Source organism: Bacillus sp. FSL W8-0770, from assembly GCF_038008705.1.
Lineage (GTDB): Bacteria > Bacillota > Bacilli > Bacillales > Bacillaceae_G > Bacillus_A > Bacillus_A cereus.
The window spans coordinates 4,034,192-4,050,194 of sequence record NZ_JBBOZR010000001.1; the positions used below are offsets into that span (position 1 = coordinate 4,034,192).

The window sequence follows — 16,003 nt, forward strand, 5'->3', positions numbered from 1 at the left end:
CTTTTTTGAGAAAATTTAAACTTTTGATCATTATATTTGTCCATTTCTTCTAAAAAATCAATTCAATTTACAATAGGAAATCCTGGTTTATCTATATATATATTTTACATATTATCCTTCTATCCAATCGACTATTTTCCCATCCTTTTTTCTATACCGAAAACTCACCGTATAGAAAGCTTCCTGTTTGAGTGTACACTGCAAAGCAACGAGAATTAAATCATTTTCAAAGACATAATTTCCACTCGCTTCTCCCTTTTCATACTGAAAGAAAAATGTACCTTCTTTTTCTTTTTGCTGTAAGTCTTTTTTTATATCTGTAATAGATCGGTTAAGTAATTCATCCAATAAAAATTTTTGTTCTATTCCTATATAAAAATTTTTATCTGTAAACAACATATTTGTTTCGTATATAAAAAAAGAAGTTAATAAAATAAGAAAGATAATCGTTCCAGGCATTGTAAATCCCTTTTGCTTTCTCATACGTTTATTCCTATTTCGCTATATCGCATAACTACACCTTCATATATTTTCCCACTAGTATCTTTCACATTTATAATGAGTACATGAGGTGTTAGTTTGTAAGAAACCGTTCCAATATTTTGTAAAACAACTTCCCTCCCGCGCCTATTTACCTTTCTTATAAGACGACTATTCTCTTTTTCATACGATACTTCACTCCCATTACGCGATCGGAATTGTAAAATACTTTCTCCATTTTCAAATGCTAGCTGTTCTCCAGATGATACTTCACGAAACTCCAATTGCATTTGCCCTAAATACACATCCCACTCCCAATCATTTAACCCTTTCGACTGTTTATTTTCCATTTCAATGAAATGTAGGCGGGGAAAGAGCAAAAAAAATATTGATAATAGAAACAGACATACAATCATTTCTATTAATGAAAAACCAAATTCTAATTTATTTTTTCTCCTACATAAAAGCATTGTTCCATCATTCTGTCTTTCACATCTTTCCACATGGTACAAACTTCATTGCCTCCCCAATATGTGTAATACACAATTCCATTTATATTCTTTTCTATTATTCGCTTTTCTTCATTTCCATACATATATATAGCTGCTTCTTTTTTTAATAATCCAGTTGCCTTATAACGAATTTGTATATTTTTTCTTTCTTGCATAACTAATACTGTTTGCGGTAGTAGTAACGATACAGCCATCATTAAAACACTTAACGATACAATCATTTCAGCCATTATGGATCCTTTTTGACATTTCACGATACGTAAATCTCCCTCTTCCAAGCTGAAATACAATTTCATATTTATAATTTCTATACGAAATTATAATCGTACCACCTCTATTAATATTTCCACTTGGGTTATATGTCATCGGATTTGGAAACGTATGCAAATCAATTTGTATATCTTCTTCATACTCTCGCTTGACGATATAATACTTTGTACCTGACTCTTTTATAGCATACATATTTCTATCTTTATGCCAACGTAATGTGTAGTGCTTTTGATGGTTTATCGCTAATTGCTGCATATACAAAATATCATTTGAAAACTGTCTCAAAAATTGTTCAACTTTTTGTCGCTCGTATAAGGAATGAACACTAAAATACGTAACTATACTTAATACAGAAATAACAAATAAAACAAGTAACATTTCTAAAAAAGTAAACCCTTGTTGTTTCACAATGCCCTAATTGATACTGTGCCATCATCTGATATATGAATAGATTCGCCATTCGGACACTTATCAGTTGTAATATACTTTTCATCTGCCAGTTCTTTTAACGATGGAATTTTATTATGTTGTAATTGATATACTTGTATTTGCGCTTCTATAGATTTCACGTAAGCTGCACACCCTTTTCCTTGGACCGATGAACGCTGTGTAACTACATTTGGAATAATTAATAGTAATAATATAGTTATGACAACCATTACTAATAGCATCTCTAACAGAGTAAATCCTTCCTCATTCTGCATACAAATGCCCCCTAAATAGAATTCATCATTTGAAACATCGGCATAATCATCGCTAAATACATAAGGACAACGATTCCTCCAATACATGTAAATAAAATAGGCTGAATGATAACTAACATATGTTTAATTTTTCGTTCCATCTTTTCCATAATAAGATCGCTATAGTCACCTAATTCAATCCCTAAATTGCCATTTGCTTGTCCATGCGTAATAACATAAGAAAGTTCTTTCTCGTAATACCCACTTTTAGCAATGATAGATTGTAACTGTTCTCCTCCAATTAATTGTCTTTCAATCCGATTCGCTTCATATTGAAAGAACGGATGATATCTTTGCTCCATCATTATTGTTAAAGCTTCGCATACTGATAGTCCACCATTTAATAAACCACTCAACTGAGTAGCAAAATAATGTGAATGCTTTAAAATAAGAAATGTTTTGATGAGAGGAATACGAAGCATGATTTTTACCTGTCTAATATGTGGAAGTTTCCTAAAATACAACATGTATAAACTACATCCAATAATAACAGTTAAAATAGCGGTTAAAATAATGTATGGTAGCAGTTTTATTGCACTTAAAATTTGTTCTGTAAGTAGTGGTGTATTAGAACCGAACGAACTATAAACCATTTCAACCTGAGGTAATAAAATGAGGTTAAAAATAAAAAGCATGATTAGTAGAAAAAACATCAAGAACATAGGATACTGCATTATTTTCATCATGTCTCTCCTATACTTATCTTTCTTATAAAGAAGTGCACTTCCTTGTTGCAAAGCAAAAGAAATATCACCATGTTGCTCGGCATAAAATAGATAACTTAACATGTCCTGATGAAACTTTAACTGATGAAAAGAATCGTGTAGACTTTTCCCATCTTTTAACCCCTCAATCATGCGCTGCAATTGTACTTTCTTTTCTACAGGTAATTGAAACTGTAAAAATTCTAATGCTTGTAAAAGAGAGTAGCCTTTTTCTAATAATTCTCCTAAACGTTTCAACAATACTACTTGATCACTTAAACTCCAAGTTTTCTTAAACATAAACATCTTCTTCTAAAAAACCTAAAGCATATCCTTTTCGTATTGACGATTCTAAAGTCTTATGTTTGTAAGTAACACATTCTCCATCTGCTTCTTTAAGTGCTTGTTTTAACTCATGTCCATATAGTAGCTCATAAATGCTTGCTTGCCTTACTTGCCTCATTGATTTACATAAAGTTGAGCACTTTCCTCTGCAAAACGGACACTTCAATTCGACAAGTCGCTGTGCAGCCACAGCCAATAAAGACTGTTCAATCTCTTGCCTCGTTATACCATAATCCATGAAACGAATGATTGCTCCTTTCGCATCATTCGTATGCAGCGTTGTCATTACTAAATGTCCTGTCAAACTTGCTCTTATAGCTATTTTTGCTGTTTCCTCATCCCGGATTTCACCGACTAAAATAATATCTGGATCATGACGTAAAATAGCCTTTAATCCTGTTTCATATGTGAGACCCGCTTTTTCATTTATTTGAATTTGTAATACATCGTCACTTCTTTTTTCAACCGGATCTTCAAGTGTAATGATGCGACGTGTTTTCTTTTTTCTAATTACTTCTAATAATGCATACATTGTCGTCGTCTTCCCAGATCCAGTCGGTCCAGTAAACACGAGTAGCCCCTGTGAATAGCGTAAAAACGAGAGTAGTTTTGCTGCCGTACTTGGAAATAACGAAAGATGTGATAAGGGCTGAACAGATGCTTGTAAATGAAGGCGAATAACGAGACTTTCTTGATATACTGTTGGAAGTGTTGAAAGGCGTAAATACACTTCTTGTCCATCAATTTGCAAATACAACGAACCATTCTGTGGCTTCCGTTTCTCTCCTATGTCCATAGATGCTAAAAATTTGAAATGTGAGACAAGTTTTTCTCCAAACTCCTTTTCAATACACTGGCTCGTCATTAAATCTTTTCCTATACGTAGTTGCACTGCTACATCCTTCTGCCGGGGCACAATATGTAAATCTGACGCTTGTACCCTACACGCTTCTTTTAAAATTGTATTCGCGAAAATTTCAATCCCATTCATCACTTTTCCCTCCTCACTATGTATATAGCATGAAAACATTCGCAATAAAAATTTGGACTTTTGTATTTTCAATAGAGGAAAAAGGAAAAATATGTTTGTGAAATTATGAACAATTTCCGAATTATTGTCTGAAATTACCTATACTCATGTTTATCTGTATTATAATGTTATTATCTTGGATAAAGTGATAAAGGTGGAGATCCTCATGGAACAAGCTTTAAAAATTACAGGTGTATTATCTGACCCAACTCGTTATTACATTTATAAATATATTTCGCAAAAACATAGTTACGTAACGGTACAAGAAATTGCAGATGAGTTTGACATTCATCCAAACGTAGCGCGTTTACATTTATCTAAATTAGAAGATGTTCATATGCTAAAATCGGAAACGAAGAAAACTGGAAAAGGCGGACGACCGAGCAGATTGTATGTCTTATCTGAAGATGTTATCCAATTACAATTTCCATTCCGTGATTATCAATTGTTAGCAAGAATCGCATTTAATTCTTTACTTAGCCTTGGCGCTGCTGGTGAGAAAGCGCTATACGAAACAGGAAAACAATTCGGAGCTGAATTAATGCAACAACATATGCAACGTTTAAATGTGAGTGAAGATGCTTTAACAGTGGAACAAAAAGTTCAAATTGCAAAAGAAGCTTTCTCAACAGCTGGCTTATCACCTGCATTTGAATTAAGTGCAGATGGAACAAAAATTTTCTATGATGTACACAATTGTCCATTTAAAGAAGTTGCTGTTCATCATCCAACTGAAATTTGTAACATGCACGGAGATATGATGAAAGGAATTTTTGAAATCCTATTCCCTAACATGGAATTAACTCGAAATGATAGTCTATTAGATGGATGTAAATCTTGTAATTATAAACTAACAATTTAATTTCTCATATAAAAAGAAGCCAATAATAATTGGCTTCTTTTTATATGAATGAATATTTACAATAGTAAGAAAAATAAACTATAATGAGGTGAGGTTTACTTTTTTTAGAAAAGGAGGGAGATGGCATGGAGCGCATGTTTCGCGTTCTCGGCTTTTGGACTGGAATTTTCTCGGTTATGTTTTACGTAGGGGATATGCAACAGACCGCACTACTATTTTTAGGACAAACAGGTTTCTTCGTACTTTTAAGCTATTTAAAATTAACAGAGCGTATGTATATATACGTATTTGGGGCATATTTAACTGTTTTCTTCATAGGATTTACATACTACACGACGTTTTTACTTGTCCCTGGGGCTGGACATTAAAAGATGGCATTTTGCCATCTTTTTTTAATTCCGGAATTTCCTAGTTGACTTATAGGTTTTATTGCCTTATATTCTATATAACAGATTGGAATTAGGGGGAATCAACATGAATACACTGCTTGTCGGAATTAACGTTGCAGTCATGCTCATTTTAGTTGGCGTATTATATTATATGCAACGTAAGCATGTATCTTTTAATAAACGTGTATTTACTGCTTTAGGAGTCGGAATTATATTCGGTCTTATATTACAATTTATTTATGAACCAACTTCTAAAATAATTATTGAATCAAATACTTGGTTTGGCTTAATCGGTAACGGTTATGTGAAATTACTTCAAATGATCGTTATGCCACTTATTTTAGTATCTATTATTTCAGCATTTACAAAATTACAGTTAACGAAAAACCTTGGTAAAATTAGTGGTCTTATTATCGGAATTTTAATTCTTACTACAGGAATCGCTGCAGCTGTCGGTATCGCTGCAAGTGCAGGATTTGATGTATCTGCAACAGGCTTGCAACAAGGTGATGCAGAATCTGCTCGTCTGAAACTAGTTGAAGAAAGATTTACTTCTATTGAAAAGACAACAATTCCAGATAAATTATTAGAGCTATTGCCTACAAATCCGTTTCTTGATTTAACAGGCGCTCGTCCAACATCAACAATTTCTGTCGTAATATTTGCAGCCTTTATCGGCATTGCCTTTATAGGTGTAAAAAGAAAATATCCAGAACAAGCAGAACTATTTAAGAAAATGCTTGATGCTGTATATGCAATCGTAATGCGTATGGTAACATTAATTTTACGCCTTACTCCATACGGCGTATTAGCTCTTATGGCAAAAACAGTTGCTGGTAGCGATATAAATGCTATTTTAAAGCTTGGTAACTTCGTGTTAGCCTCTTATGTAGCACTTATCGTAATGTTTATCATTCACTTATTATTAATTGCATTGTCTGGTTTAAATCCAATTCAATATTTGAAAAAAGTGTTCCCTGTACTAACTTTTGCATTCACATCTCGCTCTAGTGCTGGTGCGATGCCATTAAATATTGAAGCTCAAAAAGAAAAGCTTGGTATTTCCGAAGGAATTGCAAACTTCGCAGCTTCATTTGGGGTATCTATCGGACAAAACGGTTGCGCAGGTATTTATCCAGCAATGCTTGCAATGATGGTCGCTCCAACTGTAGGAATTGATCCATTACAACCACAATTTATTTTAACTTTAATCGCTGTTGTTGCTATTAGCTCATTCGGTGTTGCCGGAGTTGGTGGCGGTGCAACATTCGCAGCTTTAATCGTACTATCTACAATGAACTTACCAATCGGTATTGTTGCTCTAGTTATCTCGGTTGAGCCATTAATCGATATGGGTCGTACAGCTCTTAACGTAAGTGGTTCTATGACAGCAGGTCTTATTTCAAGTAAATGGCTTGGTGAATTAGATCAAGATACGTACAATCAAGATGATACAAAAACTGGTGAAATTGCTTCATAATGAAAAAAAGATGCTAACATACAATTGTTAGCGTCTTTTTTATTCCGTTCCCTCTTTATAGATTTTATCTTGAGAATTCTTACTCCAAGTATTCTTCTAGTTGCTCTTTTAACTCCTCCTCAATCTCATAACAAGATTCATCAACAAGTTCCCCTACTTTCTTACTCCCAAAAATGTTTGATTGAATTGACATTCCTAAAAAGATTTTTTCGCATTTCCAAATTGGAATATAGTGAAATTCAATCATCTCTTTTTCTTCATCTAATATAGCTATGGCAACTGATGAATAATAACCCACCTCAAAGGGATTCTCTTTTTCTCTTGCAAATCCCATATCTAATTCCATGTGTTTTTCTATGTATAAATGCGCATACTCTTTATGCAGTTTAAGTGATATTCGCTCTATTTCCTTCTCCATACATTGAATGTTCTCTTTTAACTCCAACGTAAACTCCTGTTCTTTATATTTCATTTTCGCCTCCTTAAACATAGAAAAAGAGAATATAATAACATATCCTCTTTCCTCAAATATATTTCATTATCTCACAGCCCGTCCTTTTCACAAATAACCATTTTGTTCGCACCATTTATGAAATTGTCCTACGTCTACTCCAACTAACACGATATCCTTGAGCTCTACATCAATGATTTGTTCTCCAATTACAATAGCAAACTGCGATGCTAATTTTGTCTCGTTTTTCTTTACAATTCCAATTCGGTTCCGATGCGGTCCATCTTTTATATATGCTTTTTGTCCTACAATATCAAAGTTCAAAATTCTCACCTCTTTTACTGCGCTCAAATTGGAAATACGATCTCCACCTCGGAAAATTTCCTTTCATTGCACTATTTCTCTATATATATGACGAAACAATAAAAGAGTCCTTCCTTCTTTACAATTATTTTTTCTTTGTTTCATTTTTGTGATTGAAACGTAAAGTTTATAATAAAATACACTTGGAAGCGCTTTCTATGTAATTTTTTATGTTATAATATATAAGTAGAACTTCGTAAAGAGGGTTAAAAAATGAATACAAAAATGATTAAAAAAGTAATTGAAGCATTAAAAGTATATGGCTTTCAGGATGTATCATTCTGTGACAAAACGAAGCAATTTTTATTTCATAACGAAACCGATATTATGAGCGGCTATGCAGAAATAACATATAGTAGTCAATTTGAAAAATTCAACGTACAAATTCATCCAATTGAAACGCATCACCAAGCAGAGTTACAAGAGATTGAAAGACATATACAAGCTTGTATAAGAAAAGTGGAATATTTAAACGCACTTCTTACCGGGCAGACAAAACTAGATGATAAAATTATTATTATGTAAAAAAAGAACGTGATCCAATCACGTTCTTTTTTCATTATACGTTCATCTTTTCCTTTAGTTGTAATCCTGTAACAGATTCTAATACATCCATCGATTCTCCAAATGTCATATCAAAAATTGTCTTGTCCTCTATGTATGGAAACTGTCTGAAACGCTTTTCTAACACCTTCACAGCATCTGATGTAAAGTTTGCACTATCAATGCCAAATTCTGTTTCAAGAAGAACGATCCAATCTAGCACATGAAAACCTAATCCATTGACGAATGAAATAAGTTTTTCTTCTGGATTTGAAGATAAGAATACTTGGCGTTCCATCTCACTAAAAAGTTCTTCTCCTAAGATTTCAGCTAACTCATCATCATGTTCACGTTCAACAAGTTCTTCGTAGCCGTAATCATCCACAAGCTCTTCTACTTCTTCACTATCCTGACAAAGCAATTGACTAAGAAGTGCCTCTTTCTTAAATTCACTATTTTGTACGACTTCTAAAAAGCTCGTTTCCCATCCATTTTCTAATTTCATATTATGTACTCCTTTATATACGTTTCTTATCATCACTGTACCCAAAAGATCACTTTTATAACCTTTTAGGTAGTTACTATTATTTCACATGATTCATAACAAAAGATGCAAACTCAGCTACATCTCCTTCAAAAATATTTATTTCTGGCAAGTGATAGAACGTTGTTTGGAGCGGGTTTCCTGCATGATATACATATATCGTTTTCTCTAGTGCAATCGCCATTCCAAACTCTGTATGGCTCCCGTTTCCACCATCTAATATAAGTAAAAATACATCCGCTTCTTTTACAGCATTTCGTTCTGCCTGACCAATTTCTCTTAATTGTTCTTCATTCGCTGCTCTTTCGTTTTTGGTCCAATCATATGTATGGTGCCATCCTGCATGTTTCAGTTCATTTGCTACGGAATGTACAAGATGTTTATTTTGGAAACCTGAGGCGATATAAAAATTCATTTATATACACTCCTTCATTATGTATGGGGAAACTCCTTTTTAGCGTTATTTGTTATAGCTATAATAAAGAACAACTTCAAAAAAAATCCCCATCTTTAAAACTTATTTGCGTTTAAATGATGGGATGCTTCATGGTCTTCTTTTATTTTTTGTTTTTTATAACTTTCATCAGCTAACATTTCTAGTTCAGCTGTTATCTCTGACTTTTCAAGCTCTCTTTCTTGCGAAAATTTCCTTGAAATATAAACAATAACACTACCAACGTACAACACAAAGCATATAATAAGTGCAGTATTTTCATAGAGACTTAGCTCCAACACAGTCACTCCTAATCCATTCGTATTTTCACGCCTCATTAATTGGAATTTCCCTATTAACCCATTTGTTATCCCGCTATTTGAGGGCAGTAAGACTACCTCCTCAAAATTTAGTAACAGTAAAGAAGTTAGATGTGGGATGAACCCAACTGATTAAAGTTTCACTTTATTGTAACATAAAAATATCAATTCTTGGAATCTTTCACCCTACTAAAAGAGGCATGATTGTTTCATCATGCCTCTGAAATATTTTGAATGATTGTTTTAATTGCTTCTTTTCCATTATATTTTTTTAGTGCTGTTTTATACTTCTCATTATTTTGATTCAATTCTTCGACATACTTTATAAGAGATTTTACAGTTACATCTTCTTCATATAATACGGAGGCATACCCTTGCCTTTCAAAGGACTCTGCATTTAATATTTGATCTCCACGGCTTGCAAATTTCGATAATGGAATTAAAACCATCGGCTTTTGTAATGTTAAAAATTCAAAAATTGCGTTGGAGCCCGCGCGTGAAATAACAAAATCTGTTACCGCTAATATATCTGGCAGTTCTCCATGTACATATTCAAATTGTCTATATCCTTCTTTATTTTGTAAACTTTCATCAAGGTTACCTTTTCCGCAAAGGTGAACAATTTGATATTTTTTAAGAAGTTCTGGTAATGCTTCTCGAGCCGTATCATTAATTTTTTTCGCGCCCAAGCTGCCTCCCATAATCGTAATAACTGGCTTTTTACGTGAAAAACCTAAAAACGCTAAACCTTTTTCACGATTTCCCTTCAGCACTTCTTCACGTACAGGAGATCCCGTATATATTACTTTTTCTTTCGGTAAATGTTTCGCTGCTTCTTCAAATGTAACAAATATTTTCGAAGCAAAACGAAGCGCAATTTTATTTGCTAGTCCTGGTGTCATATCAGATTCATGTAATAAAACTGGTACTCTATTTAGCCATCCTCCAATTACGACTGGTACAGATACGAAACCGCCTTTTGAAAAAATTACATCTGGTTTTAGTTTTCGAATCCTTACATACGCATCCATAACACCCTTCATTACAAGAAAAGGATCTTTTATATTTTTCAAATCAAAATAACGACGTAGCTTTCCACTCGAAATACTATAGTAGGGAATGCCTTCCTTTTCTATAATCGTTTTCTCAATACCTTGATGAGAACCAATATAAGAGATATCCCAGTTGTCTTCCTGTAAATATGGGATAATGGCTAAATTAGGTGTTACATGTCCTGCCGAACCGCCACCTGTAAAGACTATTTTCTTCATACGTCTCCCCCTTCTAGACTATAATACACTAAAATATCTTGCCTCAGGGTGAGAAAATACCATAGCCGTTACGGACGCTTCTGGCTCCATCATGAATCCTTCTGTTAATGAAATACCTATTTCCCCTGGATGAATTAAGCGAAATAGCTTTTCTTGATCTGCAAGTTCTGGACACGCCGGATAACCAAATGACACTCGTATTCCTCTATATTTCGTACGGAAACGTTCTTCCATCGTCAGTTCAGGTGAGTCCGGAATGCCCCAGCGGTCACGAATGAGCATATGTGTTTTTTCAGCAAGTCCTTCCGCTAATTCAAGCGCTAACGATTGAATGGCATGACTACGTAAGTAATCACCTTTCGCCTTCCACTCTTCAGCAATGTCCCGAACTCCTTCCCCAACCGTAACAGATAAGAAAGCAACATAGTCCATCTCATCTCCTATTGGGCGCAAATAATCACCTAAAGTACGATAGGGAGCCTTTCCTTGTCTAGGGAATGTGAAACGCTCTATAACACGCGTATGATCTTCTGGATCATATATTACAATGTTTTGTCCGTCGCTTTGCGCTGGGAAAAATTGATACACTGCTTTCGGCTTTAACCAAGATTGTCCTTCCTGCAATAATTCATCTATTAAATCATTTAATTCATGTGCTCTCTTATCTCCCTCTTTCAAAAGCTTCTTCACATTTCCTTTTAATCCAAGGTGATGCCCAAGTAGCATTTGTCTATTTAAAAATGGAGCGAGATGAAAGGCCGGAATATCGCGTAATACAATTCGTTTTGTTGAATCAGGCACGATAACTTCAGCCTTCGGTAATGGCTCAATTACTGCTGGAATTTCTACTTTCTTCTCCTCTTTTTTTACGATATGAAGATGACGTTCTTTTTTATCCTGTTTCATCTTCTCACGCTCTTCTTCTTTTTGAAGCTTATTAATAATATCGAGCCCCGTCATCGCATCACTCGCATAACAAACGAGCCCTTTATATGATGGTGAAATCCGATTATCTGTAAACTTTCTCGTTAACGCTGCACCACCTACAACAATGGGAACATCAATATTTGCTGCTTTTAAATCTTCAGCAGTCGTTACCATTTGTTGCGCTGATTTTACTAATAAACCGGAAAGGCCTATAATATCCGGCTTCTTTTCTTGTACTTCTTGAACAATTCGATCCGAACGTACATTAATTCCTAAATTAATAATCTCATATCCGTTATTTGCTAAAATAATTTCAACGAGATTTTTCCCAATATCATGCACGTCACCTTTTACAGTTGCTAATAATACTTTCCCTTTTTTCGCACTATCACTAGATTCCATATGTGGCTCTAAATAGCTTACAGCAGCTTTCATACTTTCAGCACTTTGCAATACTTCAGCAACAATAAGTTCATTATTATTAAATAGTCGTCCTACCTCATCCATCCCTGTCATAAGCGGACCGTTAATAATATCAAGAGGTTTTCTTCCTTCTTCAAGCGCAAGACTTAAATCCTCGTGTAATCCTTGTTTCGTACCTTCTACAATATAATTTGCTAGTCTTTCATCAAGCGTTAACGTTTCTTGCACAACGATATCTTTCTTTTTAGCAACTCGGTAAAAGTTTGTAAATTCTTCTAACGTCTCTTTCGTCGTTTCAAACAGTAGTGCATCTGCAAGGCGTTTTTCTTCCTCTGGAATCGACGCATAGCGTTCTAATTTTTCCGTATTCACAATCGCGTAATCTAACCCTGCTTTCGTAGCATGATATAAAAAGACTGAATTTAATACTTCACGTCCAGCCGGTGGTAAACCAAATGATATGTTACTTACCCCTAAAATCGTTAAACACTCTGGTAACGCTTCTTTAATAAGGCGAATTCCTTCTATAGTCGCTGCTGCTGAACCAATATATTCTTCATCACCTGTCCCTACCGGAAACACAAGTGCATCAAAAATAATATCTGACGGGCGTATCCCATACTTCTTTGTAAGTAATTCATAGCTTCTTTTCGCAATTTCTATCTTTCGCTCCGCACTAACCGCCATACCGTCTTCATCAATTGTTCCTACAACTATAGCAGCACCATACTTCTGAAGAAGCGGTGTCACTTTTTTAAATCGTTCTTCTCCATCTTCTAAATTAATTGAATTAATAACAGCTTTTCCTTGAATATAAGTAAGAGCTCGCTCCATCACATTTTCATCTGTTGAATCAATCATAATCGGTACTTTTAAAACTTTCGTAACTTCTGCTAAGAAGTTTTCCATATCTTCTATTTCATCGCGATCAGGATCTGCCATACAAATATCAATAATATGAGCATTTTTCTTCACTTGCGCTCTTGCCACTTCAGCAGCCTCTTCAAATTTCCCTTCTGCTACTAATCGTTTAAATTTACGTGACCCAATAACATTCGTTCTTTCACCTACAAATAACGGTCTCATAGACTCATCATATTGCAGTGCTTCTAATCCACTAATTCCATGTCCTTCTCTCTCATGATGGTCACGAGGCTTAAGAGATGCTAGCACGGATTTCATTGCTTTTATATGTTCTGGTGTCGTGCCACAACAACCACCAATAATATTAACCCATCCTTCTTCAGCAAATCGCTTCACCTTTTCAGCAAGAGAAGATGGAGATTCATGGTAATGTCCATCTTCATCAGGAAGACCTGCATTTGGATAACAAGAAATGTAACACTCCGATAAATCAGATAGTGAACGAATATGGTCCCTCATAAACTCCGGACCAGTCGCACAGTTTAACCCAACAGATAATGGTTTCATATGTTCTACTGATAAATAAAAAGCTTCAATTGTTTGCCCAGCCAGAGTCGTTCCCATTGGCTCAATCGTACCTGAAATCATAATAGGAACCGTTTTTTTCAGTTCTTCAAAAGCAGCTTGAATTCCAATATAAGCTGCTTTCACGTTACGCATATCTTGACTCGTCTCAACGAGTAATACATCAACTGCTCCTTTTAATAATCCTCGTGCCTGCCTTGTATAAGCCTCAATTAATTCTTCAAAAGTCACACCGCCTGTAACACTAATTGCTTTCGTTGTTGGTCCCATCGCTCCCGCAACATATACTTCCTTCCCGCTTTCTTTAACAGCTTGCTTCGCCAAAAGTGCTGCCTTTTCATTTAGTTCTTCATCTAAATGAGATAGCTTATAATCACTTAGTACAATATTCGTTGCCCCAAATGTATTTGTTTCAATAATATCCGCTCCAGCTTCAATATAAGCTTTATGAATCTTTAAAATAACGTCTGGTCTTGTGTCCACTAAATATTCATTACAGCCCTCGTACTCCTCTCCTCCGAAATCTTCAGCAGTTAAATCCTCTTGCTGAATCATTGTCCCCATTGCACCATCTAATATTAAAATGCTATTTTTCAATTTTTCTTCTATACACTTCATCAATTAATACCTTCTTTCACTTCTTGCTTTTCTCTTACATATTTAACAAGATGTTCTGTAATTTCATACTTTAAAAATGGTGTAATAAGATAAATACCATTAAAATATTTCATCGCTGCGTCGACCAATTCTTGTGAAATGCGAATCCCTTCCTCAATTGCTGCCTCTTTCGTTTCATGTCCATCCATTCTCTCTCTTATTTCTTCAGGAAGAGTAATACCCGGCACCTCAAAATGAAGAAAATCTGCATTCCGCTTACTTACTAACGGCATAATTCCAATAAAAATAGGTTGTTCCAAATGCTTTGTCGCTTCATACACTTCTTCAATTAACTTGATATCGTAAATTGGCTGAGTTAAAAAATACTCCGCTCCAGCATCTATTTTTCGTTCCATTCGCTTAACCGCCGCTTTTAAGTGCCTCACGTGAGGATTAAATGCGCCGCCTACAGAAAACCTTGTCGCCGGTCCAATTGATTTCCCTAAAATTGAACGTCCATCGTTCATTTCTTTAATCATTTTAATAAGCTCAATAGAGGATAAATCATATACAGAAGTGGCACCGGGAAAATCACCAACGCGCGCTGGATCACCAGTTAAAGCTAACACTTCTTCCATCCCTAACGCCGATAAACCTAACAAATGAGATTGTAGTCCAATGACGTTATGATCTCTACACGTTAAATGCGTCAATACTGGGATATCATGCTTCGTTAATAACGCACCCATCGCCATATTAGAGACACGAGGCGATGCTAATGAATTATCTGCTAGAGTAATAGCATCTGCTCCCGCTCTTTTTAACGCTCTTGCTCCTTCAAAAAAACGCTGTGTATCTAACGTTTTCGGTGGATCTAATTCCACTACAACTGTCGTTTGTTTTTTTGCTTTCTCTGCTAGAGTGACGTGAGCCTTCGAACGTTTCTCATGCGTATGAACGACTTTTGGCCTTTGAATCGTTTCTTTTTCTATTACAGGGGTAATATTCGCAACAGCGCGCTTCATACTTTGAATATGTTCTGGAGTCGTACCACAACAGCCACCCAATAACCGAATACCTTGCTCAATAAATTTCGGTGTCATCGCTTCAAAATAAGCTGGGCTTCCCTCATATACGTAACGTCCCTCTACATAATTCGGGAGACCTGCATTTGGGTATGCTGATAAATAGCCATTTTGCGGAATCGATATCATTTTGAAAGCTTCCGTCATATGAAGCGGCCCCAGTTGACAATTCAATCCAACAACATTTGCACCGTAATCTATAAACTGCTTTAATATTTCATTGACATCATTTCCATTTTGAGTCGTACCTGCTTCATGTAACGCTAATTGCGCAACAATCGGAATATTCGTTTGCTTACGCAACACTTTAACAGCATGAAGTAATTCAAATTCATCATAAAAAGTTTCTAATAGTAATCCATCAACCTGTTCTTCTAGTAAAGCCCCCGCCTGTTCAAGTAACATAAACTCCCTTTCCATATCAGTCGTTGTAACAGCTCCGATATGTTTCATACCACCAATTGTTCCTAAAATTGCATTTTTATCTGTCACAGATGCTTTCGCCAATTTCACTGCCGCTCTATTAATTTTTGTAACTTGATTTTCTAAACCATACATACGTAATTTCGCCTCATTTGCTCCATACGTATTCGTTTGAATTACATCTGCTCCAGCAGCTACATATTGTTTATGAATGGATATAATTAGATCTGGATCAGATACGTTCAATTCTTCAAAGCTACTTTGCAAACCATGTGAATGCAATAACGTTCCAACCGCACCATCACCTATTACAATTCCTTTTGATAATAAATCTAGTAATTTCACGAATCTCCCTCATT

Annotated in this window: 19 protein-coding genes; 4 read left to right on the forward strand and 15 right to left on the reverse strand. The window is 35.2% G+C overall.

Annotation, left to right across the window (positions count from 1 at the left end):
* Positions 1-111 precede the first annotated feature (111 nt).
* From comGG to comGA, 7 genes are read right to left on the reverse strand one after another with little or no spacing between them, the layout of a single operon-like run.
* Positions 112-483, reverse strand: coding sequence for a competence type IV pilus minor pilin ComGG (gene comGG, locus NST27_RS20750; RefSeq protein WP_001231273.1), 372 nt, complete (start codon positions 481-483; stop codon positions 112-114).
* Positions 480-950, reverse strand: a complete 471-nt coding sequence (comGF, locus tag NST27_RS20755; protein WP_000923099.1) for a competence type IV pilus minor pilin ComGF — start codon at positions 948-950, stop codon at positions 480-482. Before comGF ends, comGG begins: the two co-directional genes overlap by 4 nt.
* Complete coding sequence (locus tag NST27_RS20760) at positions 920-1,222, reverse strand: hypothetical protein (RefSeq protein WP_000829473.1); 303 nt, start codon at positions 1,220-1,222, stop codon at positions 920-922. Before NST27_RS20760 ends, comGF begins: the two co-directional genes overlap by 31 nt.
* Positions 1,215-1,670, reverse strand: coding sequence for a competence type IV pilus minor pilin ComGD (comGD, locus tag NST27_RS20765; RefSeq protein ID WP_000813142.1), 456 nt, complete (start codon positions 1,668-1,670; stop codon positions 1,215-1,217). Before comGD ends, NST27_RS20760 begins: the two co-directional genes overlap by 8 nt.
* Positions 1,667-1,966, reverse strand: a complete 300-nt coding sequence (gene comGC / locus NST27_RS20770; RefSeq protein ID WP_001178686.1) for a competence type IV pilus major pilin ComGC — start codon at positions 1,964-1,966, stop codon at positions 1,667-1,669. Before comGC ends, comGD begins: the two co-directional genes overlap by 4 nt.
* Before the next feature lie 11 nt (positions 1,967-1,977).
* Positions 1,978-3,009, reverse strand: coding sequence for a competence type IV pilus assembly protein ComGB (gene comGB, locus NST27_RS20775; RefSeq protein ID WP_000475188.1), 1,032 nt, complete (start codon positions 3,007-3,009; stop codon positions 1,978-1,980).
* Entirely contained in the window at positions 3,002-4,045 is a 1,044-nt protein-coding gene (gene comGA / locus NST27_RS20780) for a competence type IV pilus ATPase ComGA (protein ID WP_047386821.1), read from the reverse strand. The genes comGB and comGA overlap by 8 nt, the downstream gene beginning before the upstream one ends.
* 205 nt (positions 4,046-4,250) lie before the next feature.
* Between comGA and NST27_RS20785 the strand changes: the two genes are divergently transcribed.
* The 3 genes from NST27_RS20785 to NST27_RS20795 all read left to right on the forward strand — a co-directional run bounded on the left by NST27_RS20785 (position 4,251) and on the right by NST27_RS20795 (position 6,815).
* Positions 4,251-4,946, forward strand: a complete 696-nt coding sequence (locus NST27_RS20785; RefSeq protein ID WP_000434125.1) for a helix-turn-helix transcriptional regulator — start codon at positions 4,251-4,253, stop codon at positions 4,944-4,946.
* Positions 4,947-5,071: 125 nt separating this feature from the next.
* Positions 5,072-5,314, forward strand: a complete 243-nt coding sequence (locus tag NST27_RS20790) for a DUF2626 domain-containing protein (RefSeq protein ID WP_000440721.1) — start codon at positions 5,072-5,074, stop codon at positions 5,312-5,314.
* Positions 5,315-5,420: 106 nt separating this feature from the next.
* Complete coding sequence (locus NST27_RS20795; RefSeq protein ID WP_047386824.1) at positions 5,421-6,815, forward strand: L-cystine transporter; 1,395 nt, start codon at positions 5,421-5,423, stop codon at positions 6,813-6,815.
* Between the two features lie 79 nt (positions 6,816-6,894).
* On the opposite strand, the gene NST27_RS20800 is transcribed toward NST27_RS20795, so the two are convergent.
* Positions 6,895-7,287 (reverse strand): hypothetical protein, encoded by a 393-nt coding sequence (locus NST27_RS20800; protein ID WP_047386827.1) that lies wholly within the window; start codon positions 7,285-7,287, stop codon positions 6,895-6,897.
* Between the two features lie 87 nt (positions 7,288-7,374).
* Positions 7,375-7,590, reverse strand: coding sequence for a DUF3912 family protein (locus tag NST27_RS20805; protein WP_001008326.1), 216 nt, complete (start codon positions 7,588-7,590; stop codon positions 7,375-7,377).
* 252 nt (positions 7,591-7,842) lie between these two features.
* On the opposite strand from NST27_RS20805, the gene NST27_RS20810 reads away from it, so the two are divergent.
* The gene (locus tag NST27_RS20810; protein WP_001093237.1) at positions 7,843-8,154 is read left to right on the forward strand and encodes a hypothetical protein; all 312 of its coding nucleotides are present in this window, start codon (positions 7,843-7,845) and stop codon (positions 8,152-8,154) included.
* 34 nt (positions 8,155-8,188) lie between these two features.
* Here the strand turns inward: NST27_RS20810 and NST27_RS20815 are convergent, their stop codons facing one another.
* The 6 genes from NST27_RS20815 to NST27_RS20840 all read right to left on the reverse strand — a co-directional run bounded on the left by NST27_RS20815 (position 8,189) and on the right by NST27_RS20840 (position 15,989).
* Positions 8,189-8,677, reverse strand: coding sequence for a hypothetical protein (locus NST27_RS20815; RefSeq protein ID WP_000764267.1), 489 nt, complete (start codon positions 8,675-8,677; stop codon positions 8,189-8,191).
* A 79-nt stretch (positions 8,678-8,756) separates the two neighbouring features.
* Positions 8,757-9,131, reverse strand: coding sequence for a nucleoside 2-deoxyribosyltransferase (locus tag NST27_RS20820; protein WP_001012333.1), 375 nt, complete (start codon positions 9,129-9,131; stop codon positions 8,757-8,759).
* Positions 9,132-9,226: 95 nt separating this feature from the next.
* A complete protein-coding gene (locus NST27_RS20825) occupies positions 9,227-9,487 on the reverse strand; it encodes a DUF3966 domain-containing protein (protein ID WP_001250699.1) in 261 nt (86 codons plus the stop codon).
* Between the two features lie 194 nt (positions 9,488-9,681).
* Complete coding sequence (gene murG, locus NST27_RS20830; protein WP_000724777.1) at positions 9,682-10,740, reverse strand: undecaprenyldiphospho-muramoylpentapeptide beta-N-acetylglucosaminyltransferase; 1,059 nt, start codon at positions 10,738-10,740, stop codon at positions 9,682-9,684.
* 18 nt (positions 10,741-10,758) lie between these two features.
* Positions 10,759-14,157, reverse strand: a complete 3,399-nt coding sequence (gene metH / locus NST27_RS20835) for a methionine synthase (RefSeq protein ID WP_061661720.1) — start codon at positions 14,155-14,157, stop codon at positions 10,759-10,761.
* Positions 14,157-15,989: a bifunctional homocysteine S-methyltransferase/methylenetetrahydrofolate reductase gene (locus NST27_RS20840; RefSeq protein WP_000770360.1), complete on the reverse strand. Its 1,833-nt coding sequence runs from the start codon at positions 15,987-15,989 to the stop codon at positions 14,157-14,159. Before NST27_RS20840 ends, metH begins: the two co-directional genes overlap by 1 nt.
* Between the last annotated feature and the right edge of the window lie 14 nt (positions 15,990-16,003).

Coding starts and splice junctions, on each gene's coding strand:
- metH (WP_061661720.1), bottom strand. CDS start 14,157: ATGAAGTGTATAGAAGAAAAATTGAAAAATAGCATTTTAATATTAGAT.
- comGF (WP_000923099.1), bottom strand. CDS start 950: ATGCTTTTATGTAGGAGAAAAAATAAATTAGAATTTGGTTTTTCATTA.
- NST27_RS20800 (WP_047386827.1), bottom strand. CDS start 7,287: ATGAAATATAAAGAACAGGAGTTTACGTTGGAGTTAAAAGAGAACATT.
- NST27_RS20810 (WP_001093237.1), top strand. CDS start 7,843: ATGAATACAAAAATGATTAAAAAAGTAATTGAAGCATTAAAAGTATAT.
- NST27_RS20795 (WP_047386824.1), top strand. CDS start 5,421: ATGAATACACTGCTTGTCGGAATTAACGTTGCAGTCATGCTCATTTTA.
- NST27_RS20790 (WP_000440721.1), top strand. CDS start 5,072: ATGGAGCGCATGTTTCGCGTTCTCGGCTTTTGGACTGGAATTTTCTCG.
- NST27_RS20820 (WP_001012333.1), bottom strand. CDS start 9,131: ATGAATTTTTATATCGCCTCAGGTTTCCAAAATAAACATCTTGTACAT.
- comGB (WP_000475188.1), bottom strand. CDS start 3,009: ATGTTTAAGAAAACTTGGAGTTTAAGTGATCAAGTAGTATTGTTGAAA.
- comGG (WP_001231273.1), bottom strand. CDS start 483: ATGAGAAAGCAAAAGGGATTTACAATGCCTGGAACGATTATCTTTCTT.
- NST27_RS20785 (WP_000434125.1), top strand. CDS start 4,251: ATGGAACAAGCTTTAAAAATTACAGGTGTATTATCTGACCCAACTCGT.
- comGC (WP_001178686.1), bottom strand. CDS start 1,966: ATGCAGAATGAGGAAGGATTTACTCTGTTAGAGATGCTATTAGTAATG.
- comGA (WP_047386821.1), bottom strand. CDS start 4,045: ATGAATGGGATTGAAATTTTCGCGAATACAATTTTAAAAGAAGCGTGT.
- NST27_RS20760 (WP_000829473.1), bottom strand. CDS start 1,222: ATGGCTGAAATGATTGTATCGTTAAGTGTTTTAATGATGGCTGTATCG.
- murG (WP_000724777.1), bottom strand. CDS start 10,740: ATGAAGAAAATAGTCTTTACAGGTGGCGGTTCGGCAGGACATGTAACA.
- NST27_RS20815 (WP_000764267.1), bottom strand. CDS start 8,677: ATGAAATTAGAAAATGGATGGGAAACGAGCTTTTTAGAAGTCGTACAA.
- NST27_RS20825 (WP_001250699.1), bottom strand. CDS start 9,487: ATGAGGCGTGAAAATACGAATGGATTAGGAGTGACTGTGTTGGAGCTA.